This window comes from Dyadobacter sp. BHUBP1, from assembly GCF_050587785.1.
GTDB lineage: Bacteria > Bacteroidota > Bacteroidia > Cytophagales > Spirosomataceae > Dyadobacter.
Genome location: NZ_JBOBIH010000001.1, coordinates 451,565 through 473,370 on the forward strand (window position 1 = coordinate 451,565; position 21,806 = coordinate 473,370).

Annotated in this window: 22 protein-coding genes; 8 read left to right on the forward strand and 14 right to left on the reverse strand. The window is 47.6% G+C overall.

Translation table 11 applies throughout. From position 1 onward, the window contains the following. Window positions 1–71: 71 nt before the first annotated feature. The 4 genes from ACQ4MZ_RS01860 to hisB form a co-directional block, all read right to left on the reverse strand. Complete coding sequence (locus tag ACQ4MZ_RS01860; RefSeq protein WP_430842384.1) at window positions 72–1,649, reverse strand: SulP family inorganic anion transporter; 1,578 nt, start codon at window positions 1,647–1,649, stop codon at window positions 72–74. 55 nt (window positions 1,650–1,704) lie between these two features. Then, entirely contained in the window at window positions 1,705–2,352 is a 648-nt protein-coding gene (gene can, locus ACQ4MZ_RS01865) for a carbonate dehydratase (RefSeq protein ID WP_430842386.1), read from the reverse strand. Window positions 2,353–2,467: 115 nt separating this feature from the next. After that, a complete protein-coding gene (locus tag ACQ4MZ_RS01870) occupies window positions 2,468–2,767 on the reverse strand; it encodes a hypothetical protein (RefSeq protein WP_430842388.1) in 300 nt (99 codons plus the stop codon). 333 nt (window positions 2,768–3,100) lie between these two features. After that, window positions 3,101–4,225 carry a bifunctional histidinol-phosphatase/imidazoleglycerol-phosphate dehydratase HisB gene (gene hisB, locus ACQ4MZ_RS01875; RefSeq protein ID WP_430842390.1) on the reverse strand — a complete coding sequence of 375 codons (1,125 nt, stop codon included), beginning with the start codon at window positions 4,223–4,225 and terminating at the stop codon, window positions 3,101–3,103. Window positions 4,226–4,370: 145 nt separating this feature from the next. Here hisB and ACQ4MZ_RS01880 point away from each other — a divergent pair, with 145 nt between their 5' ends. From ACQ4MZ_RS01880 to ACQ4MZ_RS01895, 4 genes are all read left to right on the forward strand, one after another. Continuing rightward, window positions 4,371–4,964: a riboflavin synthase gene (locus ACQ4MZ_RS01880; RefSeq protein ID WP_430842392.1), complete on the forward strand. Its 594-nt coding sequence runs from the start codon at window positions 4,371–4,373 to the stop codon at window positions 4,962–4,964. A 71-nt stretch (window positions 4,965–5,035) separates the two neighbouring features. Then, the gene (locus ACQ4MZ_RS01885; protein ID WP_430842394.1) at window positions 5,036–5,830 is read left to right on the forward strand and encodes a PASTA domain-containing protein; all 795 of its coding nucleotides are present in this window, start codon (window positions 5,036–5,038) and stop codon (window positions 5,828–5,830) included. After that, a complete protein-coding gene (locus tag ACQ4MZ_RS01890; protein ID WP_430842396.1) occupies window positions 5,808–7,670 on the forward strand; it encodes a T9SS type A sorting domain-containing protein in 1,863 nt (620 codons plus the stop codon). Before ACQ4MZ_RS01885 ends, ACQ4MZ_RS01890 begins: the two co-directional genes overlap by 23 nt. A 26-nt stretch (window positions 7,671–7,696) precedes the next feature. Next, window positions 7,697–7,996, forward strand: coding sequence for a rhodanese-like domain-containing protein (locus tag ACQ4MZ_RS01895; protein ID WP_090374863.1), 300 nt, complete (start codon window positions 7,697–7,699; stop codon window positions 7,994–7,996). A 39-nt stretch (window positions 7,997–8,035) separates the two neighbouring features. Here the strand turns inward: ACQ4MZ_RS01895 and miaA are convergent, their stop codons facing one another. Beyond that, window positions 8,036–8,956: a tRNA (adenosine(37)-N6)-dimethylallyltransferase MiaA gene (gene miaA / locus ACQ4MZ_RS01900; RefSeq protein WP_430842398.1), complete on the reverse strand. Its 921-nt coding sequence runs from the start codon at window positions 8,954–8,956 to the stop codon at window positions 8,036–8,038. Between the two features lie 44 nt (window positions 8,957–9,000). Between miaA and ACQ4MZ_RS01905 the strand changes: the two genes are divergently transcribed. Both ACQ4MZ_RS01905 and ACQ4MZ_RS01910 read left to right on the forward strand, forming a co-directional pair. Continuing rightward, a complete protein-coding gene (locus ACQ4MZ_RS01905) occupies window positions 9,001–9,669 on the forward strand; it encodes a DUF4230 domain-containing protein (RefSeq protein WP_430842400.1) in 669 nt (222 codons plus the stop codon). A 115-nt stretch (window positions 9,670–9,784) separates the two neighbouring features. Then, entirely contained in the window at window positions 9,785–10,405 is a 621-nt protein-coding gene (locus tag ACQ4MZ_RS01910; protein ID WP_430842402.1) for a hypothetical protein, read from the forward strand. 218 nt (window positions 10,406–10,623) lie between these two features. On the opposite strand, the gene gldN is transcribed toward ACQ4MZ_RS01910, so the two are convergent. The 8 genes from gldN to sucD all read right to left on the reverse strand — a co-directional run bounded on the left by gldN (window position 10,624) and on the right by sucD (window position 19,860). Beyond that, the gene (gene gldN, locus ACQ4MZ_RS01915) at window positions 10,624–11,685 is read right to left on the reverse strand and encodes a gliding motility protein GldN (protein ID WP_430842404.1); all 1,062 of its coding nucleotides are present in this window, start codon (window positions 11,683–11,685) and stop codon (window positions 10,624–10,626) included. A 38-nt stretch (window positions 11,686–11,723) separates the two neighbouring features. Then, the gene (gene gldM / locus ACQ4MZ_RS01920; protein WP_430842406.1) at window positions 11,724–13,316 is read right to left on the reverse strand and encodes a gliding motility protein GldM; all 1,593 of its coding nucleotides are present in this window, start codon (window positions 13,314–13,316) and stop codon (window positions 11,724–11,726) included. Between the two features lie 110 nt (window positions 13,317–13,426). Further along, a complete protein-coding gene (gene gldL / locus ACQ4MZ_RS01925; protein ID WP_430842408.1) occupies window positions 13,427–14,242 on the reverse strand; it encodes a gliding motility protein GldL in 816 nt (271 codons plus the stop codon). Window positions 14,243–14,361: 119 nt separating this feature from the next. Then, a complete protein-coding gene (locus ACQ4MZ_RS01930) occupies window positions 14,362–15,435 on the reverse strand; it encodes an SUMF1/EgtB/PvdO family nonheme iron enzyme (protein ID WP_106597010.1) in 1,074 nt (357 codons plus the stop codon). Between the two features lie 367 nt (window positions 15,436–15,802). Then, on the reverse strand, window positions 15,803–16,780 hold the full coding sequence (locus tag ACQ4MZ_RS01935; RefSeq protein ID WP_430842411.1) for a PorP/SprF family type IX secretion system membrane protein: 978 nt from the start codon (window positions 16,778–16,780) through the stop codon (window positions 15,803–15,805). Window positions 16,781–16,919: 139 nt separating this feature from the next. Continuing rightward, on the reverse strand, window positions 16,920–17,702 hold the full coding sequence (locus ACQ4MZ_RS01940; protein ID WP_223400264.1) for a uroporphyrinogen-III synthase: 783 nt from the start codon (window positions 17,700–17,702) through the stop codon (window positions 16,920–16,922). Between the two features lie 41 nt (window positions 17,703–17,743). Then, window positions 17,744–18,925, reverse strand: a complete 1,182-nt coding sequence (locus ACQ4MZ_RS01945; RefSeq protein WP_430842413.1) for a DUF4271 domain-containing protein — start codon at window positions 18,923–18,925, stop codon at window positions 17,744–17,746. Window positions 18,926–18,981: 56 nt separating this feature from the next. Further along, complete coding sequence (gene sucD, locus ACQ4MZ_RS01950) at window positions 18,982–19,860, reverse strand: succinate--CoA ligase subunit alpha (RefSeq protein ID WP_106597013.1); 879 nt, start codon at window positions 19,858–19,860, stop codon at window positions 18,982–18,984. A 103-nt stretch (window positions 19,861–19,963) separates the two neighbouring features. Between sucD and ACQ4MZ_RS01955 the strand changes: the two genes are divergently transcribed. Continuing rightward, window positions 19,964–20,566: a hypothetical protein gene (locus ACQ4MZ_RS01955; RefSeq protein ID WP_430842415.1), complete on the forward strand. Its 603-nt coding sequence runs from the start codon at window positions 19,964–19,966 to the stop codon at window positions 20,564–20,566. A 96-nt stretch (window positions 20,567–20,662) separates the two neighbouring features. Beyond that, the gene (gene azu, locus ACQ4MZ_RS01960) at window positions 20,663–21,160 is read left to right on the forward strand and encodes an azurin (RefSeq protein WP_430842417.1); all 498 of its coding nucleotides are present in this window, start codon (window positions 20,663–20,665) and stop codon (window positions 21,158–21,160) included. A 56-nt stretch (window positions 21,161–21,216) separates the two neighbouring features. On the opposite strand, the gene ACQ4MZ_RS01965 is transcribed toward azu, so the two are convergent. Beyond that, window positions 21,217–21,750, reverse strand: coding sequence for a TlpA family protein disulfide reductase (locus tag ACQ4MZ_RS01965; RefSeq protein ID WP_430842419.1), 534 nt, complete (start codon window positions 21,748–21,750; stop codon window positions 21,217–21,219). Window positions 21,751–21,806: the final 56 nt, after the last annotated feature.

Sequence of the window (21,806 nt, forward strand, 5' to 3'; positions counted from 1 at the left end):
TTGTCAACTTATTACAAACAGAAAGGCCCGCTTCCGTAGGGAGGCGGGCCTTCATTATGAAACAGGTTATGCTAATGAGCTCCCACAGCTTCCACTTCGCCGATACCACGTGTTTCCACGACAATATTGCGCAGCGGCGCCTGGTGTTTTTTGAAGTCCTGAATGATTTCGAGAACGTCGTAGTCGATATTCATTGATTTGGAGCCGTCGATCACCACGGTAGCGCCATCAGGCAGATTATCCAGCGTGGCGCTGATGCTTCCCTTGTTGAGGAACGTGACTTCCTCAGAAAGCAAAAGCGTAATCAGATCGCCGTCGCGGTGCTCTTCTTTGATATAGTGGTAAGAATGTTTGTGGTTCTTTTTCAGGATGAAATAGATCGCCACTACCATTCCTATTCCGATACCTTTAAGCAAATCGGTGCTCAGAATTGCAATAATCGTCACTACAAATGGAATGAATTGTTCCAGACCAAGCTTGTACATTCCTTTAAACAGTTCAAATTTGGCCAGTTTATAACCGACCATCAGCAATATTGCCGCCAACGATGCGAGTGGGATGTAGTTGAGGTATTTTGCAATAAAAACTGCCGAAATAAGGAGGATCGTACCGTGAATGATGGTACTCAGTCTCGTTCTGCCACCCGAATCGATGTTGGCGGAGCTGCGGACGATTACCTGCGTTACCGGCAACCCGCCCAGCAAGCCTGAAACCATGTTACCTGTACCTTGTGCGATCAACTCGCGGTTGGTAGGCGTGGTACGCTTGAATGGGTCGAGGCGGTCGGTCGCTTCCACGGAAAGCAGCGTCTCAAGGCTCGCAACGATAGCCAACGTCAATGCCACGGTGTAAACCTCAGGCTTGCTGAATGCGGAGAAATCAGGTGTTTTAAAGAAACTAAAAAACTCCTGGGCACTCGAAGCAACCGGAAGCTGCACCATATGCTCGCCGCTCAGTACCCATTGCGGTGCTACCGAACCAAATACGAGGTTCAGGATCACCCCTGTCATGACGACGAATAAAGCACCCGGAATATACCGGAAAAGCTGAATGCGCTTCATGAACGGCTTATCGAACAGGATCAGCATCGCGAGCGAAATTGCTGAAATGATGATTGCTCCCGTGCTGTTATATCTGAATGAATACCAAACCTCCGTGAAGGTATTGCGGCCGTCCTTCTGTGCAAAGGCTTCGTCCCCCATGAAATCGGCGTCGTAGCCGAATGCGTGCGGTATCTCCTTTAAAATAAGCGTAATACCAATGGCTGCAAGCATTCCCTTGATCACCGACGAAGGGAAATAGTAACCGATAATACCGGCTTTGAGGAAACCGGCGATTATTTGCAGAGCACCCGCAAGCACTACCGCAAGCAAAAATGCCTCGAAGCTCCCCAGAGTATCGAGCGCGTTGAGTACAATCACAACCAGACCCGCTGCCGGACCTGCCACACCCAGGGAGGAGCCGCTCAGCGAGCCTACTACGATTCCGCCTACAATACCGGCAATAACACCCGAAAAAAGAAGATCGGAGCGCCCGGTCGAGGCTAGCGCAATACCGAGGCATAACGGCAGCGCTACCAGGGATACGACAAGCCCGGCAGGTAAATCGTATTTGATATTGGCGAACAAACTTTTATTATTCAATGACATACGATTGATTCAATAAGGATCAAAAATTGGACTACTCGGAATGCAGAACCGCTAGTCAGACAAGCTGCGGTATTTCGAGACGGTATACGTCGTCGGCAAAGTTGCTGGCATCGATGGTTACGTCCAGATCTTTCAGAATGCCATTGCTGATATCGTACACCATGCCGTGCAGTTGCAGCCTTTTACCATTCGCCCAGGCGGTTTGTACGATGGTTGTTTTGGCAAGGTCGCGTACTTGCTCCTGTACGTTGACCTCAACGAAACGATCGGCCCGTTCTTTCGGGTCTTCAATGGCATTCAGTTCCTGTGCGTGCAGGCGGTACACGTCTTTGATGTGGCGCAACCAGTTGTCGATCAGACCTACCTGCTTGTTGCCCATTGCGGTGATAACCCCGCCGCAGCCGTAATGACCGCATACGAGGATATGCTCCACGTCGAGTACGTTCACCGAATAGTCGAGTACGCTGAGCATGCTGATGTCCGTGTGGATCACCATGTTGGCGATGTTACGGTGCACGAAAATGTCGCCGGGCTGGGTGCCGGTAAGCTGGTTGGCGGGTACGCGGCTGTCGGAGCAACCAATCCATAGGAATTTCGGGGATTGTCCTTTCGCCAGGTTGGAGAAGAAATCAGGATTTTCCTTAGTTGTTTCTTCTGCCCACTTCTTATTGTTTTCAAATAACTGATTATAAGCCCTTATCATGATTTCTTGATTAGAATAATGGAATGAATAATAAGAGGAACATGCCCGTAGAGACGCGGAAATACAACATCACGTCGCGATGGCAATGAACCCTAAAAAGTTTGGATGAAAGAAATCAGATTAACTCCGGAGGCGGAGAGAGCAGATTGCGGTAAATCTCGTTATCGAAATTCGCAGTATAGAAGAATGAGCTTTTGACCGGGATAAGTGTCACCGAACGGTCAAAATGGACGTTATGTGAAGTCAGGACCTGGTCGTCGTTCAGCTTTTCGACCTCTGTTTTTTCCTCGTTGTCGCAGGTTCCTGAATCACAAACCACAGATGCCTTTTCCTTGGCCAGCAGCAGACTGGCAACATCTGTGGCTTTACAGATGAGAAAGGCCGTAAGCAGTATGAGACAAAGTGTTCTGAACACGGGAAAATAGTTTTTTGAGAACCAAAATAACACTTAACGCCACTAAAACGTTCAGTATGGCACTTTTTAGTGTAATCTGGGAATGAATTTTTGTTAGAGCTCGGATTAAAATAAACAAAAAAAGGGTCGTATTAACAACCCTTATTTATTCGCTTTCCATTGCCTTTCATTGTTCTCCAACCAACGCCCAACCAGGAACGCTGAGGTCAGTAGAACTACATAAAACGCAATCATAACAATGGTCATCATCATAGTTGTACTCGATTATAATGCAATGTAGGATGAGCAAAAATAGCTAAAAAATGCTATATAGACTCGCTGTTCAACAAAAAATTAAAGTACCCCTTTGGTCGAAGGCATGAAATCCAGCGCTTTAAGGTCGCGTTTTACCGCCATTTTGATCGCCTTGGCAAATGCTTTGAAAATCGACTCGATCTTGTGGTGCTCATTGTCGCCTTCCACTTTGATATTCAGGTTCGATAGTGAAGTATCTGAAAATGACTTGAAGAAGTGGAAAAACATCTCCGTCGGCATCTCCCCGATTTTTTCTCTTTTGAACTCGGCATCCCAAACGATCCATGGGCGGCCGGAGAAATCGATCGCTACCTGTGCCAATGCTTCGTCCATTGGTAAAAGGAAGCCATAGCGGCTGATTCCGCGTTTGTCACCAATCGCCTGACGGTAAGCTTCGCCCAATGCGAGCGCAGTATCTTCAATGGTATGGTGCTCATCGATGTGCAAGTCGCCTTCTACGTGGATCGACAAATCGGCGCCTGAATGGCGGGCAAGCTGGTCGAGCATGTGGTCGAAAAAGCCGAGGCCTGTATGAATGTCGGAACGGCCGCTTCCGTCTAGGTTCAGCTCCACCTTGATCTGTGTTTCCTTTGTATTTCTTTCCACAAATGCTTTGCGGGAAGGCAGTTTCAAATGCTCGTAAATAGCGTCCCAGTCGCTGGTAACCAATGCGGTGGTTTCGTTCATCTGGTCGGTAATACCTTCTTCCGGCAGTTCCGAACGGAAAAGGATGGCTTTCGCGCCCAGGTTCACGGCCAGTTGCACGTCGGTCAGTCGATCCCCTATCACGTAGCTGTTGGCCAGATCATATTCATTTGAGAAATAAGCAGTGAGCATTCCGATGCCCGGTTTACGGGTAGGAAGATTATCTTCCGGAAAGCTGCGGTCGATATGCACATTCGCGAAACGGACGTCTTCACCTTCCAGGGTTTTGACCATCTTGTTCTGAGCGGGCCAGAAAGTGTTTTCGGGGAAAGAGTCGGTGCCCAGGCCGTCCTGGTTGGTCACCATGACCAGCTCATAGTCGGTTTCATCCGCGATTTTGCGTAATGCAGAAATGGCTTTGGGTAGGAATTCGAGCTTTTCCAGGGAATCTACCTGAAAATCGGTAGGAGGCTCAACAATGATCGTACCGTCGCGATCGATAAATAGGACTTTTTTCATTAAAGCAATGCTTATTTTCCCGCAAAGTTCGCAAAGAAAGCCTAATTGAAAAGCAGTTGGGCACGAATAATGGTACGCGCGGGAATTTTGTGCGGTAGGAGAGCAGTTAGGAAATTGTAACTTTGCATTATAATCCGATATTAAAATGTTCACAGGAATCGTAGAAGCCATCGCGGAAGTGGTGAATGTCGACACGGAAGGGACTAACAAAACTTTCACTTTCCGATCAGTCATTGCCAACGAGTTTAAAATAGATCAGAGCGTAAGTCATAACGGGGTTTGCCTCACGGTGGTGGCAACGGACGGCGACCAATACAAAGTAACCGCCATCGAAGAAACACTTTTGAAGACCAATCTGGGTAACCTCACGCCGGGCAGCAAAGTAAACCTTGAACGCTGTATGCCTGCCAACGGCCGTTTCGACGGTCATATCGTACAGGGGCACGTGGACCAGACTGCGACGTGTACGCAGGTGCAGGAGCGCGACGGAAGCTGGCTGTTTGACTTTGAGTATGATGCTTCTACCGGCAATATTACTGTCGAAAAGGGATCGATTTGCATTAACGGTGTGAGTCTCACGGTTTTTAATTCCGGAGAAAATACATTCCGGGTTGCGATTATTCCTTACACCTATAACTTTACCAATTTCCATTCGTTAAAAGCGGGAGACACGGTGAACCTCGAATTTGATATTCTGGGTAAATACATCAAGAGAATTCTCGGTTCGTATGCAGTTTAGCATATTGGCATCTTGGAATATTACGTTTATTTTTACCCGTTTATAATACCAAAAGCCCATTCAATACATTCATGGCCAAAATAAGTACACAATCCAGAACTGATCTTTTTATACACATCGGAATCATTGTCTCGCTGCTTTTGGTCCTCTTTCTGGGGTTTTTCTTCGTTTACCTCCCTTTTACAACCAATCATGGTGAAGCCATTACCGTGCCGGACCTGAAAAAGAAGAGCGTAGCGGATCTGGACGATTTTCTCGGTGACCGTGACCTGCGCTATGAGGTCGACTGTACTTTTGTGACCAACGTACCGCCATTGACCATCATTTCTCAATATCCATTGCCGGGGTCGAAGGTGAAAGAAGGCCGGAAAATCTATGTAACGGTAGTTTCCCGCACCGCGCCACTGATCAAAATGCCGAAGCTGACGGATATGACGCACCGCAGCGCACAGATGTTGCTGAAAAGTGTGGGACTGGAAGAAGGAAATATCTCTTATGTGCCTGATATGGCGCAGAATGCGGTTTTGAGGCAGATGTATAACGGCAAGGAAATCCTGCCGGGTCAGCCGATTGCAAAGGGTTCAAAAATCGACCTGGAATTGGGTGAAGGGCTGGGTACGGCACAGTTTGAAGCACCGTCTGTGATTGGAATGCCATTGGATGAAGCGAAAATAGCGATCGTGGGGGCAGGGTTGAAAGTGGGACAGGTAATGGAAGTGCCAGCCGAGGAAGGCCAGGCGGCCGGCTCGATTGTGCGGCAGAACCCCGATGCGGGCAATAAGGTAAGAATAGGGGACGTAATCGACTTGTGGGTCACGCCGCAGGCGGCTGAATCGACGGATAATGAGAATCAACCGGAGCAGTAGAAAATTCTTCACACACAGGATTTTTATTTGGGTTTGTGTGCTGGCCATGGCGCAGAGCCAGGTTGCGCGCGCGCAATTACGCATCGTGCCGATCGATCAGGCCCGGTACAGCCATGGAGACGATGAGCCGGAGGCGCAGAACCTCCGTACGCAGGCTTCATTGAACCTGCCTTTTTTCGATGATTTTTCGACTACCAAAACCTTGGCGCCCAATAGCAAATACTGGATGCCGGGTAGCGGGGTTTATATCAATAACACGCTCACCAGCTCGCACCCGTCGGTCAATGTGGCTACATTCGACGGTTTGAATGCCAATGGTATACCTTATAATCTTGTGAACCCGTTAGTTCAAGGGTATACCGACACGCTAACTTCTCAGCCGGTTAATCTCAATGGCAAAGTCGCCGCCGATTCCGTTTACCTCAGTTTTTACTGGGCAGCGAAAGGTCTGGGGGAGCTGCCTGATTCCAGCGACTTTTTGCAGTTGGAATTTTTCAGCAAAGCAGGTGAATGGGTGTCCGTCTGGCGGCAGCTCGGGTATGAGGTGGATACGCTGTTTCACCAGCAATTTGTGGCTATTAAAGATGCGAGCTATCTGCATGATGCGTTCCGGTTCCGGTTCCGCTCTTACGGCCGGAGCTCAGGTCCTTATGACACCTGGCATCTGGATTATGTCTATTTGAATTCAAAACGGTCGGTCAAACAGCCGTACCTTTTCGATGTGGCCATGCGAAAGGCAGTCTCGAATATCCTGAAAAAATACACGGCGATGCCCCTGCGTCAATATCGCATCAACCCGGCGGCAGCAACGGCGGATTCTGTCAAAACCGATATTGTCAATCATTTCAACAACTTCAACGTCCTCACGAGCACCTACACGCTCACGGACGCGCAGCGCGGGACGGAGTTCGTCCGCAATGTGCAGCGCTCGATTGTTGTTGAGTCATTGAAGTCGCAGGTGTTGCGGGCTAAAATAGCCCCCGTTAACCCAGCCGCTCAGATCGACAGCCTGCATTTGATCAGTAAATTCTTTATCGCCACAACCGACACGATTCCCGGGGCGAACCTCAAAACGAATGACACCATCACCGCAAAAGCCGCATTGACAGATTACTTCGCCTACGACGATGGTAGTGCCGAATACGGGGTGCAGGTGAATCAGAAACTCGGACGTGTTGCTGTGCAATATGTGCTTGCCAAGGCAGATACGATCGGCGGGGTACGGATGTCGATGGTTTCATTCAACAAGGATATTTCAGGACAGGGCTTCACGATTCAAATTTATAGCAGCAAAGGCGGCAAGCCGGATCAAGTGATCGCCCAGCGGTCGGTTGCGGTACGCTACCCGGCTGTGCGTGATGGTTTCATCGACTATGCATTCGCGACTCCGATCGCTGTATCGGATACTTTTTATGTAGGCTGGTTGCAGATAAACGATCAGCCGGTGACGGTAGGTTTCGACCGGAATTCGCTTTTGGGCAGGAATGTAGTGTATTATAATCTGGGAACTGAATGGGCGAAGGAGACATCGCTGAAAGGCTCGATCATGATCCGGCCATACCTGGGCAAAAAGGCGCAGGGAATTATTACAGGCAATGAGCCAGCCGATCAAATCAATGCTATTTTTTATCCCAACCCGGCTAGGGGCGAGGTGAGCTGGGATAGCAAATCGCTCAAAAAGATCGAAATTTACAGCACTGGTGGAAAGCTGGTACATTCTCTGGTGCCTGCGCGCGATCAACAATCAGCACTTGTTAACCATCTGAGTCAGGGTATTTATATCTTTAAGGCTACCGATGGGAAACGTTCTTTCGTACAAAAAATGTTAATCTCTCAATAGACCCAGTCGTCACAAATTTTGAAAATATGGATATTACCGTTGAAGAATTGAAGGAGCGTCTTGAAAAGGGCGAAGATTTGCACTTTTACGACGTTCGCGAAGAGCACGAATACGAAGAGGATAACCTCGGCGCGATACTGATCCCTCTTGGCGAACTGCCCGATCACCTGGATGAGCTGGAGCCGTTGAAGGATGAGGAAATCATCATTCACTGCCGTTCGGGTGCTCGTAGCGGTAAAGCGGCACGCTACCTGGAATCGCAGGGTTTCTCTAATGTACGCAACGTACTGGGAGGCATTCTTGCTTACCGCGAGCTGGAAGATTAAGACTTCTTCATTTGACGGAGCATCGGCTCCGTCAAATGCCTATTGCAAACCTGTCTGTTGCCGCACATATTCCAGAATGCGGTCGTATTTGTCGGGGTGAAACCACTCGAAATTCCCCTGATGTCTGAACCACGTAAGCTGTCGTTTGGCATATCTTCGTGAGTTCTGCTTTAAAAGGCGCACCATTTCCTTTTCATCATACTCGCCATCCAGATAGCTGTAAACTTCACGGTATCCGACAGTTTTGAGCGCGTGGTGTTCACGATATGCGATCACACTTTTTGCTTCTTCCATTAGTCCCTCTTGCAGCATTACGTCCATTCGTTGGTCGATTCTCTGATAGAGTTCAGTCCGGTCGCGGTCCAAAGCGATATTAACAGGTAAAAATGGCCTGTTTCGGGTATTATTTAGTTTAAATTGACTGATAGGCGTGCCGGAGGTATAAAACACCTCCAGTGCGCGAACGACGCGCTGAGGATTGGCTAGCTCTGTGGTGGCGGCGAAATCGGGGTCGATCCGGCGGATTTCCTCTTGCAGCGTGGAAAGCCCGTTATCGTTCAGCTTCTGCATAAGCGATTCCCGTAGCCCCGGGAGAGGGGCGGGCAGGTCGTCGAGGCCTTCCAGTACTGCTTTGACATAAAAGCCCGAGCCGCCTGTCATAACCACTATATCATAATCCCGGAAAAGCACTTCGAGAAGGGCTAATGCATCGCGTTCGAAATCTCCTGCACTGTATGCTTCCGAAATAGAATGAGAATCGACAAAATGGTGCTTCGCCTGCATCAATTCTTCGGGCGTAGGCTTTGCTGTGCCAATACTCAGTTCGCGGAAGAACTGACGCGAGTCGGCGGATATGATTTCAGTACCGAGGTCCCGCGCAAGCCTGATCGCCAGTGCTGTCTTTCCTACCGCTGTGGGTCCCGCTACGGTTACCAGATATTTCTGTGGGCTATTTGGCATTGTGCCGTTTTTATTTGAATTTTAATCGGTACAAAAATAGAGATATGGACTCCACTACACTATTTTTTTTGATCATTACCCTCATTGCCGGTGGCCTGGCCGGAGCTGCACTCAATACCTGGTTGCAGGGCAGGAAGTCGAAGAAATATGTGTCTACACAGGAAGCTTCCGTATTGATCGAACGTATCGAGAAGGTATTTAAAGTAGTAATGGCCGAAGGCTATTTTACGGAGATTTATAATTACCAGAATGACAAAAACATTTGGAATCTCATTAATGATAAAAAGAAAGCCTTGATTATCGCGAAGGCCAAAGTGCTGGTGGGATATGATTTTAGCAAAATGAAATTCCACCGACCCGATGGTGAGCGCAAATTGGTAATTGATTTCTTCCCCGCTCCGGAAATCCTTTCTATTGATACTGATTACAAGTTTTATGACATCGAGCAAGGCTGGCTCAATCGTTTTCACAGCGACGATTATACAGCCATTTTGAATGAAGCCAAGCAAACAATGAACGACAAAGCGATGGAAAGTGACTTGCCTCGCATTGCCGGTAATCAGGTACAACTCATGATCTTTCAGTTGGCCGCCTCTATGAACTGGTCAGTTGAAATGAAACTTCCGGATGGTAATGTGGCAATGTTGCGTGAGTTTACACACTACCGTACACTGGAAGCACAAATTGATTCTTTGGATGCCCAAAAGGAATAGTTAATTTTTTTATATAATTTATGCGTTATACGCCTCTGTCCTCGTCAGAACAGGCTTCGTCTGCGTATTGACTCATACAGTTTTTCAATTAATCACTTTCTAAACTTTAACAGTTATGCTCAAAAAATTATTACTATTCGCCTCTGTGGTGTTGATGATCGCTATGGTAAGTTGCAAGGGGGACGACGGAGCTGTCGGTCCGGCAGGTGCGACGGGACCCCAGGGGCCGGCTGGGCCGGCTGGACCTGCAGGTAAGGATGGAGAAGACGGAGCCGGCAGTTCGGCAATAATCCTTTCAACGGGTCAGGTCGATACAGACAGTACGGGCGGGTTTATAATAGGTCAGGACAATCTTACTGCCGAAGAAGATTCGGCTTTGAGCAAATCTGTTGTATTGGTCTACCTGAAATCTCAAAATGTTTACTGGCCGATGCCTGGCCTCGTCCTTTTCGCTGGCAACAAGTATAGCTCGTATACCTTTGTGCATGCTGTTCAGAATAAGACATTTTTTGTTGAGTTGTTGCCTACCAACTGGAGTGAAGATCAGGACGAGGCTCCTAAAAGAACTTTCCAGGATATTCGAATCGTCATTGTTCCGGGGAGTGTCGTAAACGCAGGAGGACGTTTAAATGCTGAAACACTGAAAGATTACAACAAAACAATCGCAGCACTCGGGTTGACGGATACACAAGTGAGAATGGCGACCAAATTGAAATTGAACCTGAAAAGAAAATAATCAATTCAGCACGTTAACGAGAAATCTATCAATTAATAAGAAAGGTCAGTTGGAACGGATAATCCCGTTATAGCTGACCTTTTTTATTGCCATGAAAGGCTTTTGAAAGGTGAACGGCATAAGCGAGATGAAAGCGCATGAGCTGTCGTGCGGCGATATAGCACAAACAAAAAGAGCTTCCAAGTGGAAGCTCTTTCGTATTTTGATATCTGTTATTCTTAGTATTCCCAAAGACCGTGTTCCAGTTCCATCAGCTCCTGCTCATAGTTTAGGGATTTGATCAGGGCCTCTTTTTCTCCATTGTAGATGTCGAGGAATGCCTTATCGTTGGCGTTAGAGAACTTGGTAATCCGTCCATAGAACAAACGAAGGTCGAAGGCATCTGCCAGGTTCTTGTTTTGGGCGGTATTGTGGGTATTATACCAGATATATTTCTTAGGATCGCTTCTGAAAAGTCTTTCAACATCTTTCCAACGGAAAGAGGCTACTGGCAATTCAAGTCCTGTTGCAGTCTGGTCAGCAGGGAGAACGATCGTCAGCGTTTGGATGTCGGTATACAGGCGTGAACGTTTCTTGTCGAAAATCCAGTCTTCCTTCACTTCCAGGATACTCAACTGATCGGGGAAATATTCTTCTTCTGACGCAGCAACTTGCTGAGTTTCGAAAGAAGTGGTATCCGGCTTTGGAGCTTCCACTTTTGGTTCTTCCTTGGCAACCTCAGTTTTAGCGCCTTTTTTGGATGACTTTTTCTTAGGAGGTCCCCAACCGTCGTCTACCGGCTCAGCTTCTTTTTTTGTATCCTTTTTGGCACCCCAGCCATCGTCGGCGTTAGCGGCTTGTTTGCTAGGGTCTGTTTTGGCTTTCGTATCCCAACCGTCTGCTTTGGCGGGTTCTCCGAAACCTGCCGCGATTTCCTCGGCCGAAAGACCGGCAGTCTGGTTAGGGATTAAAACACGTTTGTGAAGTTCGTCACCCGTGATTTTAGTTGCGCAGGAGTCGTTTGTATAAGCATCGATCAACCCTGCTTTCGCCGCATCCAACAAGTAGCGTGTGATCTCATTGTTTTTAGAGAACATGGAAATGTTCTGCTTTTCTTTCAAATCGACCCGTCTCCAGAGCGTTCTTTTCATCATCACGTCGCCATCGGCGATGGGGCGCGACGAGAACTGATTCGCAGTCGAATCCTCTTTCTCCTGCGCAAATGCGGCAGTACTTGCAAGAGACAGCGACAGCAAAGACCATGCAATCGTTTTTCCGTTCATTCTTCTCATATCATACATAAAGTTGTATTGTCCAATCAACGACTAAATGCGGTGGATTAGTATAGCGGTACAGTACGAGTTTGGTTACCCATTTCTACCTCGCTCACAGCACCTTTAAAATTCTGACGCTCTACTTTCAGGATCGAGATCACATAACGGTCGCCAGGCTGCGCTTGCGATGCCAAAGAGGAAATTGAGCCGCCTCCGCCATTCAATGTTACGCCATTGATTCTTCTTGCACCACGGGCCAGGGAGATTTCAACTTGCGACACACGGAATTTGGCGTCCTCTGGCGAGAAGTTTTTGAAGCTCTCGTCGGGAACCGCTATTACCTGAATGCTTCTGGTACCGGAAGCAGGGGCGCCACGACGTTCGTCAAATGCGGCACCGTTTACACGTATTTCCAAAGAAGGCTTGGGAACACGGTTCACGCGGAAAGGCTCAGAGCCTAACACGTTACCAGCATTGCTTACCGTAATATTCAGGCTTGCTTTGTTAGGAACAATTGTGAATTTACCTTTTTGACCGCTAGGAATGATTTCTCCACCATCCGTCGAAAAGTTGGGTGCCCAAAGTGGCCCGAGTGCAGGGCTTTGGATGCTCAGCTTGTTGGCACAGCCCAAATACAATGGAGGCAATGTTCCCGTTTCGATCTGGTAGGAAGGCTTAACTACGAAGTATTCCTGAGTCATTGTGTAAGTAGTGTCTTTGCCGGATGGGGTAGGGATCGTGATCTGTCCGCGAAGCTCTCTTTTAGCAAGACCTTCCGCATTGTATCCACCACCTTGTGCTGTAAATTCGATGATACCCACACCGTTTTCAACTTTAACAGGCGATCCATTCAAGCTCATACGCGGGGTGATACCGGAAGCGGAAGCCGCGATGAACATTTGTCCTTTGAATTTGGTACCCGCTACTACGGTTTTCGCGTCGGCACTTACCATTGCCAGTATGCGGTCGAATTTGATATCCGCAGCACCTACTTTGCTGGCCAGGTAATTCAACACCTCACCTTCCATACGGCGGATGTCGGTTTGCTTTTGGCTCAACACGGCCAACGCAGCAGCAACGGGGGTAGATTCGAAGTTAAGCTCTGCAAAGTCTTTGTTGCGCTGGTCTTTGTTGTTTTTTGCAAGATCGTCTTCACGACCATCCTGGGCCAGATTTTTAAATTTGTTGGGAGAAAATTTGTTAAGCTCTGCAGTGAAGGCGTTCAATTTTTGCTTCAATGCATACGCCTTACCATTCTTGCGAACGCCGATCATCAATTCGGCCACTTTGGTTTCTTCCTGTGGATTTTTGATCGCTCCTTCTTCGTTATAACCGGAGCCTGCATCTTTGATAATCTCATCTTTCAATGCGTTCAGTTCGTTCGACATATCCGAAGATAGCTTGCGCACCTGTTCGGCCTCTTTGATGACCGCTAGGTCCGCAGCGCGGTTTCCGGATTTCTCGACGGCGGCCTTGATCTTCAATACTGTTTCTTGATTGATTTTACCTGCCGCATCAGAGGATAGTTTCAACGAATTGTTCAGAAGGAGGAATTTTTCGATGATAGCTGAACTTACCTGCAATGCGAGCATTGCCGTAAGAACCAGATACATCATTCCAATCATCTTTTGACGGGGTGTTTCTTTTCCACCTGCCATATTGTTGTGTAATCAGTTTCAGTGATCAAATTATTTAACTAACAACAATGACTCTGTAACCCGGACGGGGAGTCCCAAAGGGAAATCACAGAGTCATCGCCTGGGCGCTGTTACGCATTGCCACCTCGCATTGCGGTCAGCATATTGCCGTAAATGCCATTCAATGAAGAGATATTGTTGGTTAGTCTCGCCATTTCGCTCTTGAACACTTGCGACTCCTTCGTGGCGTCAGCCATGTTCTCCATAGCGGCTGTCAGGTTACCATAGAAAGCGTTCATCGCTTTCAGGTGTTTGGTAGTGTCTTGCAATTCCAGCTCGTATACGGCGTTCAACGCACCCATGTTCTTAGTGATTTGCTGGAATTGATCGCGGTATGACTGCGCGTCTTTAGTGGCATCGGCCATCGAAGACATCGCGTTGATCGCTACGCCGTAAGACTTGTTCATATCACTGATTGCGGTTGAGGCAGTCTTCACATTTTTCGCGTAGTCATTTGTAGCAACTGTCGCGTCGGTAAGGTCGGTGATTTTACTAACCGTTTCAGACAAGTTTCTAAAACCTTTGCCGAGGCTGTCGAAAATCTCGGGGGAGATTTTCGCATTGTCCAGCATATTATCCAGTTTGGCGGTGATGTTACTGCTCGGGGCTGAGCTTCTTGAAATGGCTGGGCCTGAATAATCGTCGGCGAGTTCGGGATACACACGGGTCCAATCCGGCTCTTTATCAACCGATTGGGTAAGCGTTTGCAATGCATAAAGCAAGAAGATCAGAACCTCGGTTCCAAGACCTGCCGTTAGCATCGGGCCACCTCCGTCCCAGTGCTGGATTTTGAACAAAGCTCCTAAAATTACGACGGCAGCACCCGCACTGTATATTGTTGGTACTAGTTTATCCCAAAAAAAATTAGGTCCGCTACTCTTAGCCATGTGAATTGAAATCGGTTACAGTGAAAAAATTATAGTAAGTAAAGTGTTGGATTGATTCGGTCTGATCGTAAAAAAGAAGCAGAGTAAAAACGCTGCTTCTTTTAAATTGAAAGTGTTTTTTAGCGACGACGGGCACGGGCTCCTCCGCGGTCGTTTACATTATCCATTACACAACGGAAGCCGATGAATGCACGGGTTTCTGTTTCAAACTCGTAGGTACGGGTACCGGTCTGCAGGTAGTAAGCGATATCTTTCCAGGAACCTCCTTTTACCACTTTGCGTGGCTCGTTAGGGTCGTTGTATTGTGGGTTCATATCCCATACAATCGCCGTCGCATTGTCTGTGTAGGCATCTGAAGTCCATTCCGCTACGTTTCCAGCCATGTTGTACAACCCGAAGTCGTTAGGGTTGTAAGCATTTGCAGGGCCGGTGTAAGGATATCCGTCAGCATCGTAGTTACCACGCTGAGGCTTGAAGTTTGCCAGAAAGCATCCTTTGGCATTCATGGTGTACGGGTTACCCCAGGGATATTTCGCCACGGCACGTCCACCTCTTGCAGCCCATTCCCATTCGGCCTCTGTCGGCAGACGGAAACCCGTTGAGTTGAACTGGCCCTCCTTGTTTTGGAAATCGTGAAGCAGGTTGGTGCGCCATTTCGAGAAGTAAGTTGCAGCAATCCAGCTTACGCCTACCACAGGGTAGGTATCAAAACCAGGGTGCTGATAATAGTATTCTACGAATGGATCTCCGTTCGAATAAGCAAAGTCTTTTTTCCAAACGGTTGTATCAGGGTAGTACTTGGCCATGATTTCCTCCTCACCGAGTACGGATACGGAGTCAACCAGCAACGCGTTCACGAACTGACGATACTCGTTGTTGGTGATTTCAGTGTCATCCATGAAAAATGAACTGATAGTCACCCGGCGGTTCATGTTGTTCATGGAGGAAGCGATGTCTTCGTCAGCCTGGCCCATCACAAAAGAACCCGAGGGGATCACGACCATCCCGGCTGGTGTTGTCTGCTTGAATCCCTTGCGGGCCGTAGCAGTGATTTCACCGTTTTGAATACCGCTTTCTTCTTTTCCTCCCTTGCCAAACTTGCTCTTAAGAAAACCGCAGCTTTGCAAGAGCATTAATGCGGCTACCAGAAGCAGGCTTTTGACTCCATCCCGATAGAACACTTTCACATTCATAGTGGTTTTGTAAATTTTGATAATAAAATGCTAGCCTAAAAACGTCAACGAATGATATCTAGTATACTTGAATTAAAACAAAATGTGCACATCTGTCAGAATAAGAGCTGTTGGATTTCGGTGCCGAAATCTTCACGGATCGACTACTAAATCAGGTGTTTATCGACTTAACGTAAGAATAATGCAATTGGTATGGAAGCCGAACATTTTACAAATATAAATCAAAGTTTCGCAAACTGATTCACACGAGTTACCAAGAGGTTTGCAAAAAGCGTTGATTTGACATCCAAATCTTGGATTTTTAATAATTTGATGATAAAATATTACTATATCCGATGGTATATCCGATAGCGTTTAGGCGAATTCATTAAAAACGGAACCGCGGCGTACGGATAGGCGCCTTTTTGCCAAATTTAGGCGAAGGCAGGGCGTACGAAAGCATTACCTCGAAAGAAGAAGGTGACTTTGTTTTATTACCGCCGACCACCATATCATACGCGCCTGAGAGTCGCAGAGATTGATCAGCGAGCAGGTAAATGCCCCCCATGATGATGAAGTACGTGTCCTGTTGTCGGTAAGTACCGCCTATCCAGTAACGTTTATTGTACGTCAGTGTAGCTCCACCTTCCACCGAAACGGTGTTAATGTCCGATTTGACCAGGACGATCGGTTGGATATCCAGCAAATAGCCGAGTTCGAGATTTACACCGGCATTGAAATACAATGTACGCGGCAGTGGATTCGTGCCGGTTTCGGAGCCGAGCTGATATTTAGGCTTCAAGAAATGGTTCAGCGACAGACCTGCGTAGAATGTCTCGTTCTCATAACGTGCACCAACGGAGAAGTCGGGATTGATTTCGGCGATGGTACCGGTCTGGATCAAAGGGTCATCCGGATCGCGGGCGCGGAGCTTGCCGTAGTCAATGGCCTGGCGGAATAGGCCCGCACTAACGCCTACTCCTAATTTGCCACTACCTAGCGGTATATGGTATGCAGCAGTAAGCTTGAAATCCTGATCTGTCCTGGGGCCACTTTTGTCGTTCAATGCATAAAAGCCGATGCCGAAGTTTTTGACTGGCATGCTGAACGAAAACAGTTGTGTTGAAAGGGCGCCTCCCGCATCATCAATGTTAGTCCCCTGATAACCTGCATATTGTGTCCGGTGCGTGAGTTGGAACTTGGTCAGTCCGTCGGCGCCCGCCGCAGCCGGGTTCAGGTAAAGCTGGTTCAGCGAGAACAAACTGAACTGCGCGTCTTTTTGGGCAATGGCACAGAGCGGTAGGAAAAGCAATAACGCAAAGGGCCGGATATATCTGGTACTTCGAAGAGTAAAGGTCAAAGTCATGCCGCAGGAATAGATTTAAGGATCACGCTGATATGCTTTCGGATTTAGATTGATAACGCATATTGCTTAAAAAAATTGACATATACATGAAAAAGCCCCGGATTTTTTCCGGGGCTTTTCGTGCTTTTTGTAAAGCTTTTTATACGTTGTTCGCTTTGCGGATGTACAGGTCGAGCGCGCCTGTCATCGAAGGTGCATTCGGGAGCGGAGCCTGGATGTCCAGGAAAAGCCCGGCGTCTTCTACTGCCTTCGCAGTGGTAGGGCCGAATGCCGCAATGCGGGTGTTGTTCTGCTTGAAGTCCGGGAAGTTGTCAAATAGTGACTTGATCCCCGACGGGCTGAAAAATGCGATAATATCGTAGTATACGTCTTCCAGATCGGACAGGTCGGACGAAACCGTCTGGTACATCGTCGCTTCCGTGAAGTGGAATTCCTCGGTATCCGCGAATTCAGGAATGTCGTTCTTTCTGACGTCTGAGCAAGGATAGAGGAACTTCTCCTTTTTGTGTTTGCGCATGAGTTCGATCAACTCAGCAGCGGTTTTGGTGCCTGTAAATATCTTTCTCTTCCGGATTACGATGTATTTCTGAAGGTAATTGGCAGTTTGCTCTGAAATACAGAAATATTTCATCGTAGCTGGTACTTCAATCCGGCCTTCGTTGCAAATACGGAAGAAATGGTCGATGGCGTTACGGCTTGTGAAAATGACGGCCGTATGGTCCAGGATGTTAACTTTTTGCTTGCGAAAGTCTTTGTAGGAAACTCCGTCGACCTGAATGAAAGGCCGGAAGTCCACCTTGATATTATACTTTCTGGCTAACTCGTAATAAGGTGAATTCTCGTCTGCTGGTCGGGATTGACTTACCAAAAGACTGGTTACTTTTTTAAGCCTGTCCTGATCAAAATTGATGGTATCACTCATGTATAATCCTCATTAGTTTATTCCCAACTCATGTTTCCTGACTACAAAGCAAACTTCATACTCACAATGAGCGGGATTATTTCGATGACACAAAGGTAAGAAAATAAATAGAGATTAATCAACGAGCCGGCCGGCTTGGCTACAACATATAGTGCGACGAACCGGGCGATATAGAAAAAAAGGAATGGCAGAAGGATGTATGGCCTGCTTGCTTCCAGCCAATTGATGTGGTTGGAGTACAAGCCGAAAATGGCCAGAAACACCAGTGCATAAAATAGGTAGGAGGATTGTACTATTTTGATGAAAATAATGTCGACCTGCTTGTCCAGATTGAGCATATTCCCCGCCAGCACCATAAAAATGTACTTTGCGTAGATCAGTAAAAAGAAGATTACCGACAGGATGCAGAAGTCGCCCAGGATTTGTGCTGTATTTACTTTGTCGGAAAGTATCGTACTGACAGAGAATAGGTTGAGCCGATTGATTGATAAATAAATCACCGTAAAGCCCATCATCATCGAACTGATCGCGACAAAGAAGATTACCGTATTGCTGTAAGGCTTGTTAATCTTCGAAAGTTGGTCGCGCGGGTCGTTGTTGAAAAACTCAATGGGATTTATTAAACGGATAAAAGAAAGCGGGTTCAGATTGAAGATCCACGCATTTAATACCAGGATAATAATCAATGCAATTCCGGCAAATGTGCCGAAAGGTGTGAAAGCAATCGGCTTGATATTGATGAAGCCCGATCGTGCGGGCCCGATGGCCTCGGAATCGGTTTGCTTTTTTTTGTTGCAAATGATCACCGTTTTGTCGGCAATACCGGGGCTGCCGTACAAGGTCAGCAACAGCTCATCTTTGTGATAAAGGCGATAAAGGCTGTCGAGGCTGAGTTCCTGCCATTTGCCAGCTGCGATGCGGTTTTGCAATGCGCCTTCAAGGAACAGATAGCTCTCGTTTTCGGAATGAACGAGGAGGGAATACCTTCTGTTTTTTACCAGGTCAATGTAAAGGCTCGCAAAGCGCGTGCCTTCATTGACGCCCTGAGAAAAGGGTACGTAATTCTTGTACTGCTCGTTATACACAAGCCAGTCATCCTGGTAATTATAAACCGGGAAGAACTGACCCGGCGGGTTTACTTTTGCCGCGCCCTGTGCCAGTGAGCCCAATAGGGTTACTGCCGTAAAAAAAGCCCAAAAAACAGCCGAAAATATGGACTTCATTGGTACAAAAAAGGCTGGGTTTCCCCAGCCCTTTGATCAAAGTCAGTGAGCAATGATTATTTCTTTCCAAGTGCGAGAAGCATCGTTTCGCCGATCAATGCAGGTGATTCTGCTACGAAGATGCCCGACTCTTTCATAATTCTGATTTTCGCTTCCGCTGTATCGTCGGCTCCGCCGATGATCGCGCCCGCGTGCCCCATGCGGCGTCCTTTCGGAGCTGTCTGGCCGGCGATGAACCCTACAACAGGCTTCTTGTTGCCGGTAGATCTGATGTATGCAGCAGCATCTGCTTCCATGCTTCCGCCGATTTCACCGATCATCACGATCGCCTCAGTCTCATCGTCGTTCATCAGGAGCTCAACTGCTTCTTTGGTAGTAGTACCGATGATAGGGTCACCTCCGATACCGATGGCCGTAGTTTGGCCTAATCCGGCACGAGAAAGCTGATCTACCGCTTCATAAGTAAGCGTTCCGGATTTAGAAACCAGACCGATCGTTCCTTTTTTGAAGATAAATCCAGGCATGATACCTACTTTACATTCTTCGGCGGTGATGATACCCGGGCAGTTAGGGCCTATCAGGCGGCAGTTTTTGCCTTTGATATACTCTTTCGCCTGCATCATGTCCTTGGTTGGGATACCTTCGGTAATACAAACAATAACGCCGATACCAGCATCAGCAGCTTCCATGATCGCGTCGGCAGCGAAAGCCGGTGGAACAAAAATGATCGAAACGTCTGCACCGGTAGCGCGTACGGCAAGGTCAACTGTATTAAAAACAGGTCTTTCCAAATGAGAAAGCCCACCTTTGCCAGGCGTAACACCACCTACGACATTCGTACCGTATTCAATCATTTGCTGGGCATGGAACGAGCCCTCCGAACCGGTAAATCCCTGAACTATAATCTTGGAGTTTTTATTAACTAAAACGCTCATGTTGGTAAATCAGTTTTTTCGGTAAAAGTAGGACGAAAAGCACGAAGTAGCAAAATGTAGGCATAATTTGTAAATTGCTTTTTTGACATCATGATGGCTGTTTATGAACCTATTTCTGAATCCGCATATATTTTCTAACCTCGTTTTGGCGATCACCAGTTTATTTGTCTTCTTCCGGTATTTCAGGCAGCAGCCCGTTCTGATCAGGTGGCTTTGGGGCATTTTCTTCACGAGTATTTCACTCGTAGCATTTACCGATCTGCTGTTTTACGCCGGCGTCGAAGGGCTCGGGATGGCTCATGAAATATTCGAAGCGGGGGAAATGACGCTCGGTGCGCTGTGCCTCGTGACGGCCTCGTGGTGCCTCATAATGCGGTATGAAAGCGGCTCTTTCCTGTTCTATTCCACGGTTGGGCTGGGTGCACTGCTGTTTTACTGCATTACCTGGTTCCGGGTCGAATATGTGGGGCTGATCATCAAAGCATTTTGCATTCTGGTTACATTGCTCATCTCTTGCGTGGGCCTGGCAAACCGCCAGAAGAGCGCATTATGGACGTTGTTTTCGATGATGCTGCTGGCGCTATCGACCAAGTCGGGGAAGTTGCCGTTGCCGATGGACCCGGTGGATATCAACCACTATATGATGGTGTTATCGGTCATTTGCGTCGGAAGGGCTGTGCGGGACCAGTATAAGATCCTCTTTTAAGTTCAAACAATTGTTAATGCATTGCATTTTTCAGCACACGTGTCGTAACTTGCGCCTGTTAATCTTAACCAACACAAGTTTACTAATACTCAGAATATGAAAAGGACCAAGTATGGCGTAATGCTTCTTGCCTCGGTTTTGGCTTTCGGAGCAGTTACATTGAACCCTGTTTCGGCTAAAACATCTCCTGCCAAAGAGGTAGCAAGCGATGTGAAGCAAGCTAAGACGATCGTGATCAAAGGAAGTGATGCAATGCAGTTCGACCTGAAAGAGATCAAAGTGAAGGCTGGACAAAAAGTGAAACTTACGCTGACTCACTCAGGTAAACTTGCCAAAGCTGCTATGGGCCACAACTGGGTTCTGTTGAAACCAGGTACTGATGTAGCTGCATTCGGTTCAAAAGCTGCTGCTGCAAGAGAAACAGATTATATCCCTGCTGCTGAGAAGGCGAGCATTATCGCGCACACCAAACTGGTAGGCGGTGGCGAAAGCGACACGATCGAGTTCACAGCTCCTGCAAAAGGCACTTATACCTACATTTGCAGCTTCCCAGGCCACTACGCGCTGATGAAAGGTAGCTTCATCGTTGAATAAACGAACCTGAAATTTATATAAAAGGCGTCACGCATTGGTGTGACGCCTTTTTAGTTTTATATCTCGGCGAGTTGCTTCTCGATGAGTTCGATCACTTCCGGCCTGTCCCATTGCGAAGCGCCTACTTCCTGTGCGAGGATTTTTCCTTTATATATAATGTACGTCCGTGGAATTGCATTGCCATCGAGCTGGGAAGGGTAAGGGCCGGCATATTGGTAAAACGGCAAGTTGTAGCCTTTACGGGCGATGAACGGGTTTACAGTTTCTGCGTCTTCATCGGAGATGATGTAAAATGCGATTTTGCTGTGGTCTTTGTATTTGTTATAAAGTGTCTGAATGCCGGGCATTTCCATGTTGCAAGGCCCGCACCAGGTTGCCCACACATTCACAAAGGCGATTTTGTTTTCGTCCATCGCCACTTCCTTTCCTGTGAGGTCGGTGAGCGGCAGATACACCGATTCCTGTACGACGGGTGCTTCCGCGACGACGTTCCCTTCCTGCGCCGGAGATTTGAAAAACACAAAATAGACAGCCGCCCCAGCCATTATCAGGAGCAAAAGGAGCGACAATTTTTTGGTGGTTGATGACATAACTGGTGTAGTTCTGGTGACTGGATGTGGATACGAACCATTCAAAAATAGGGCTT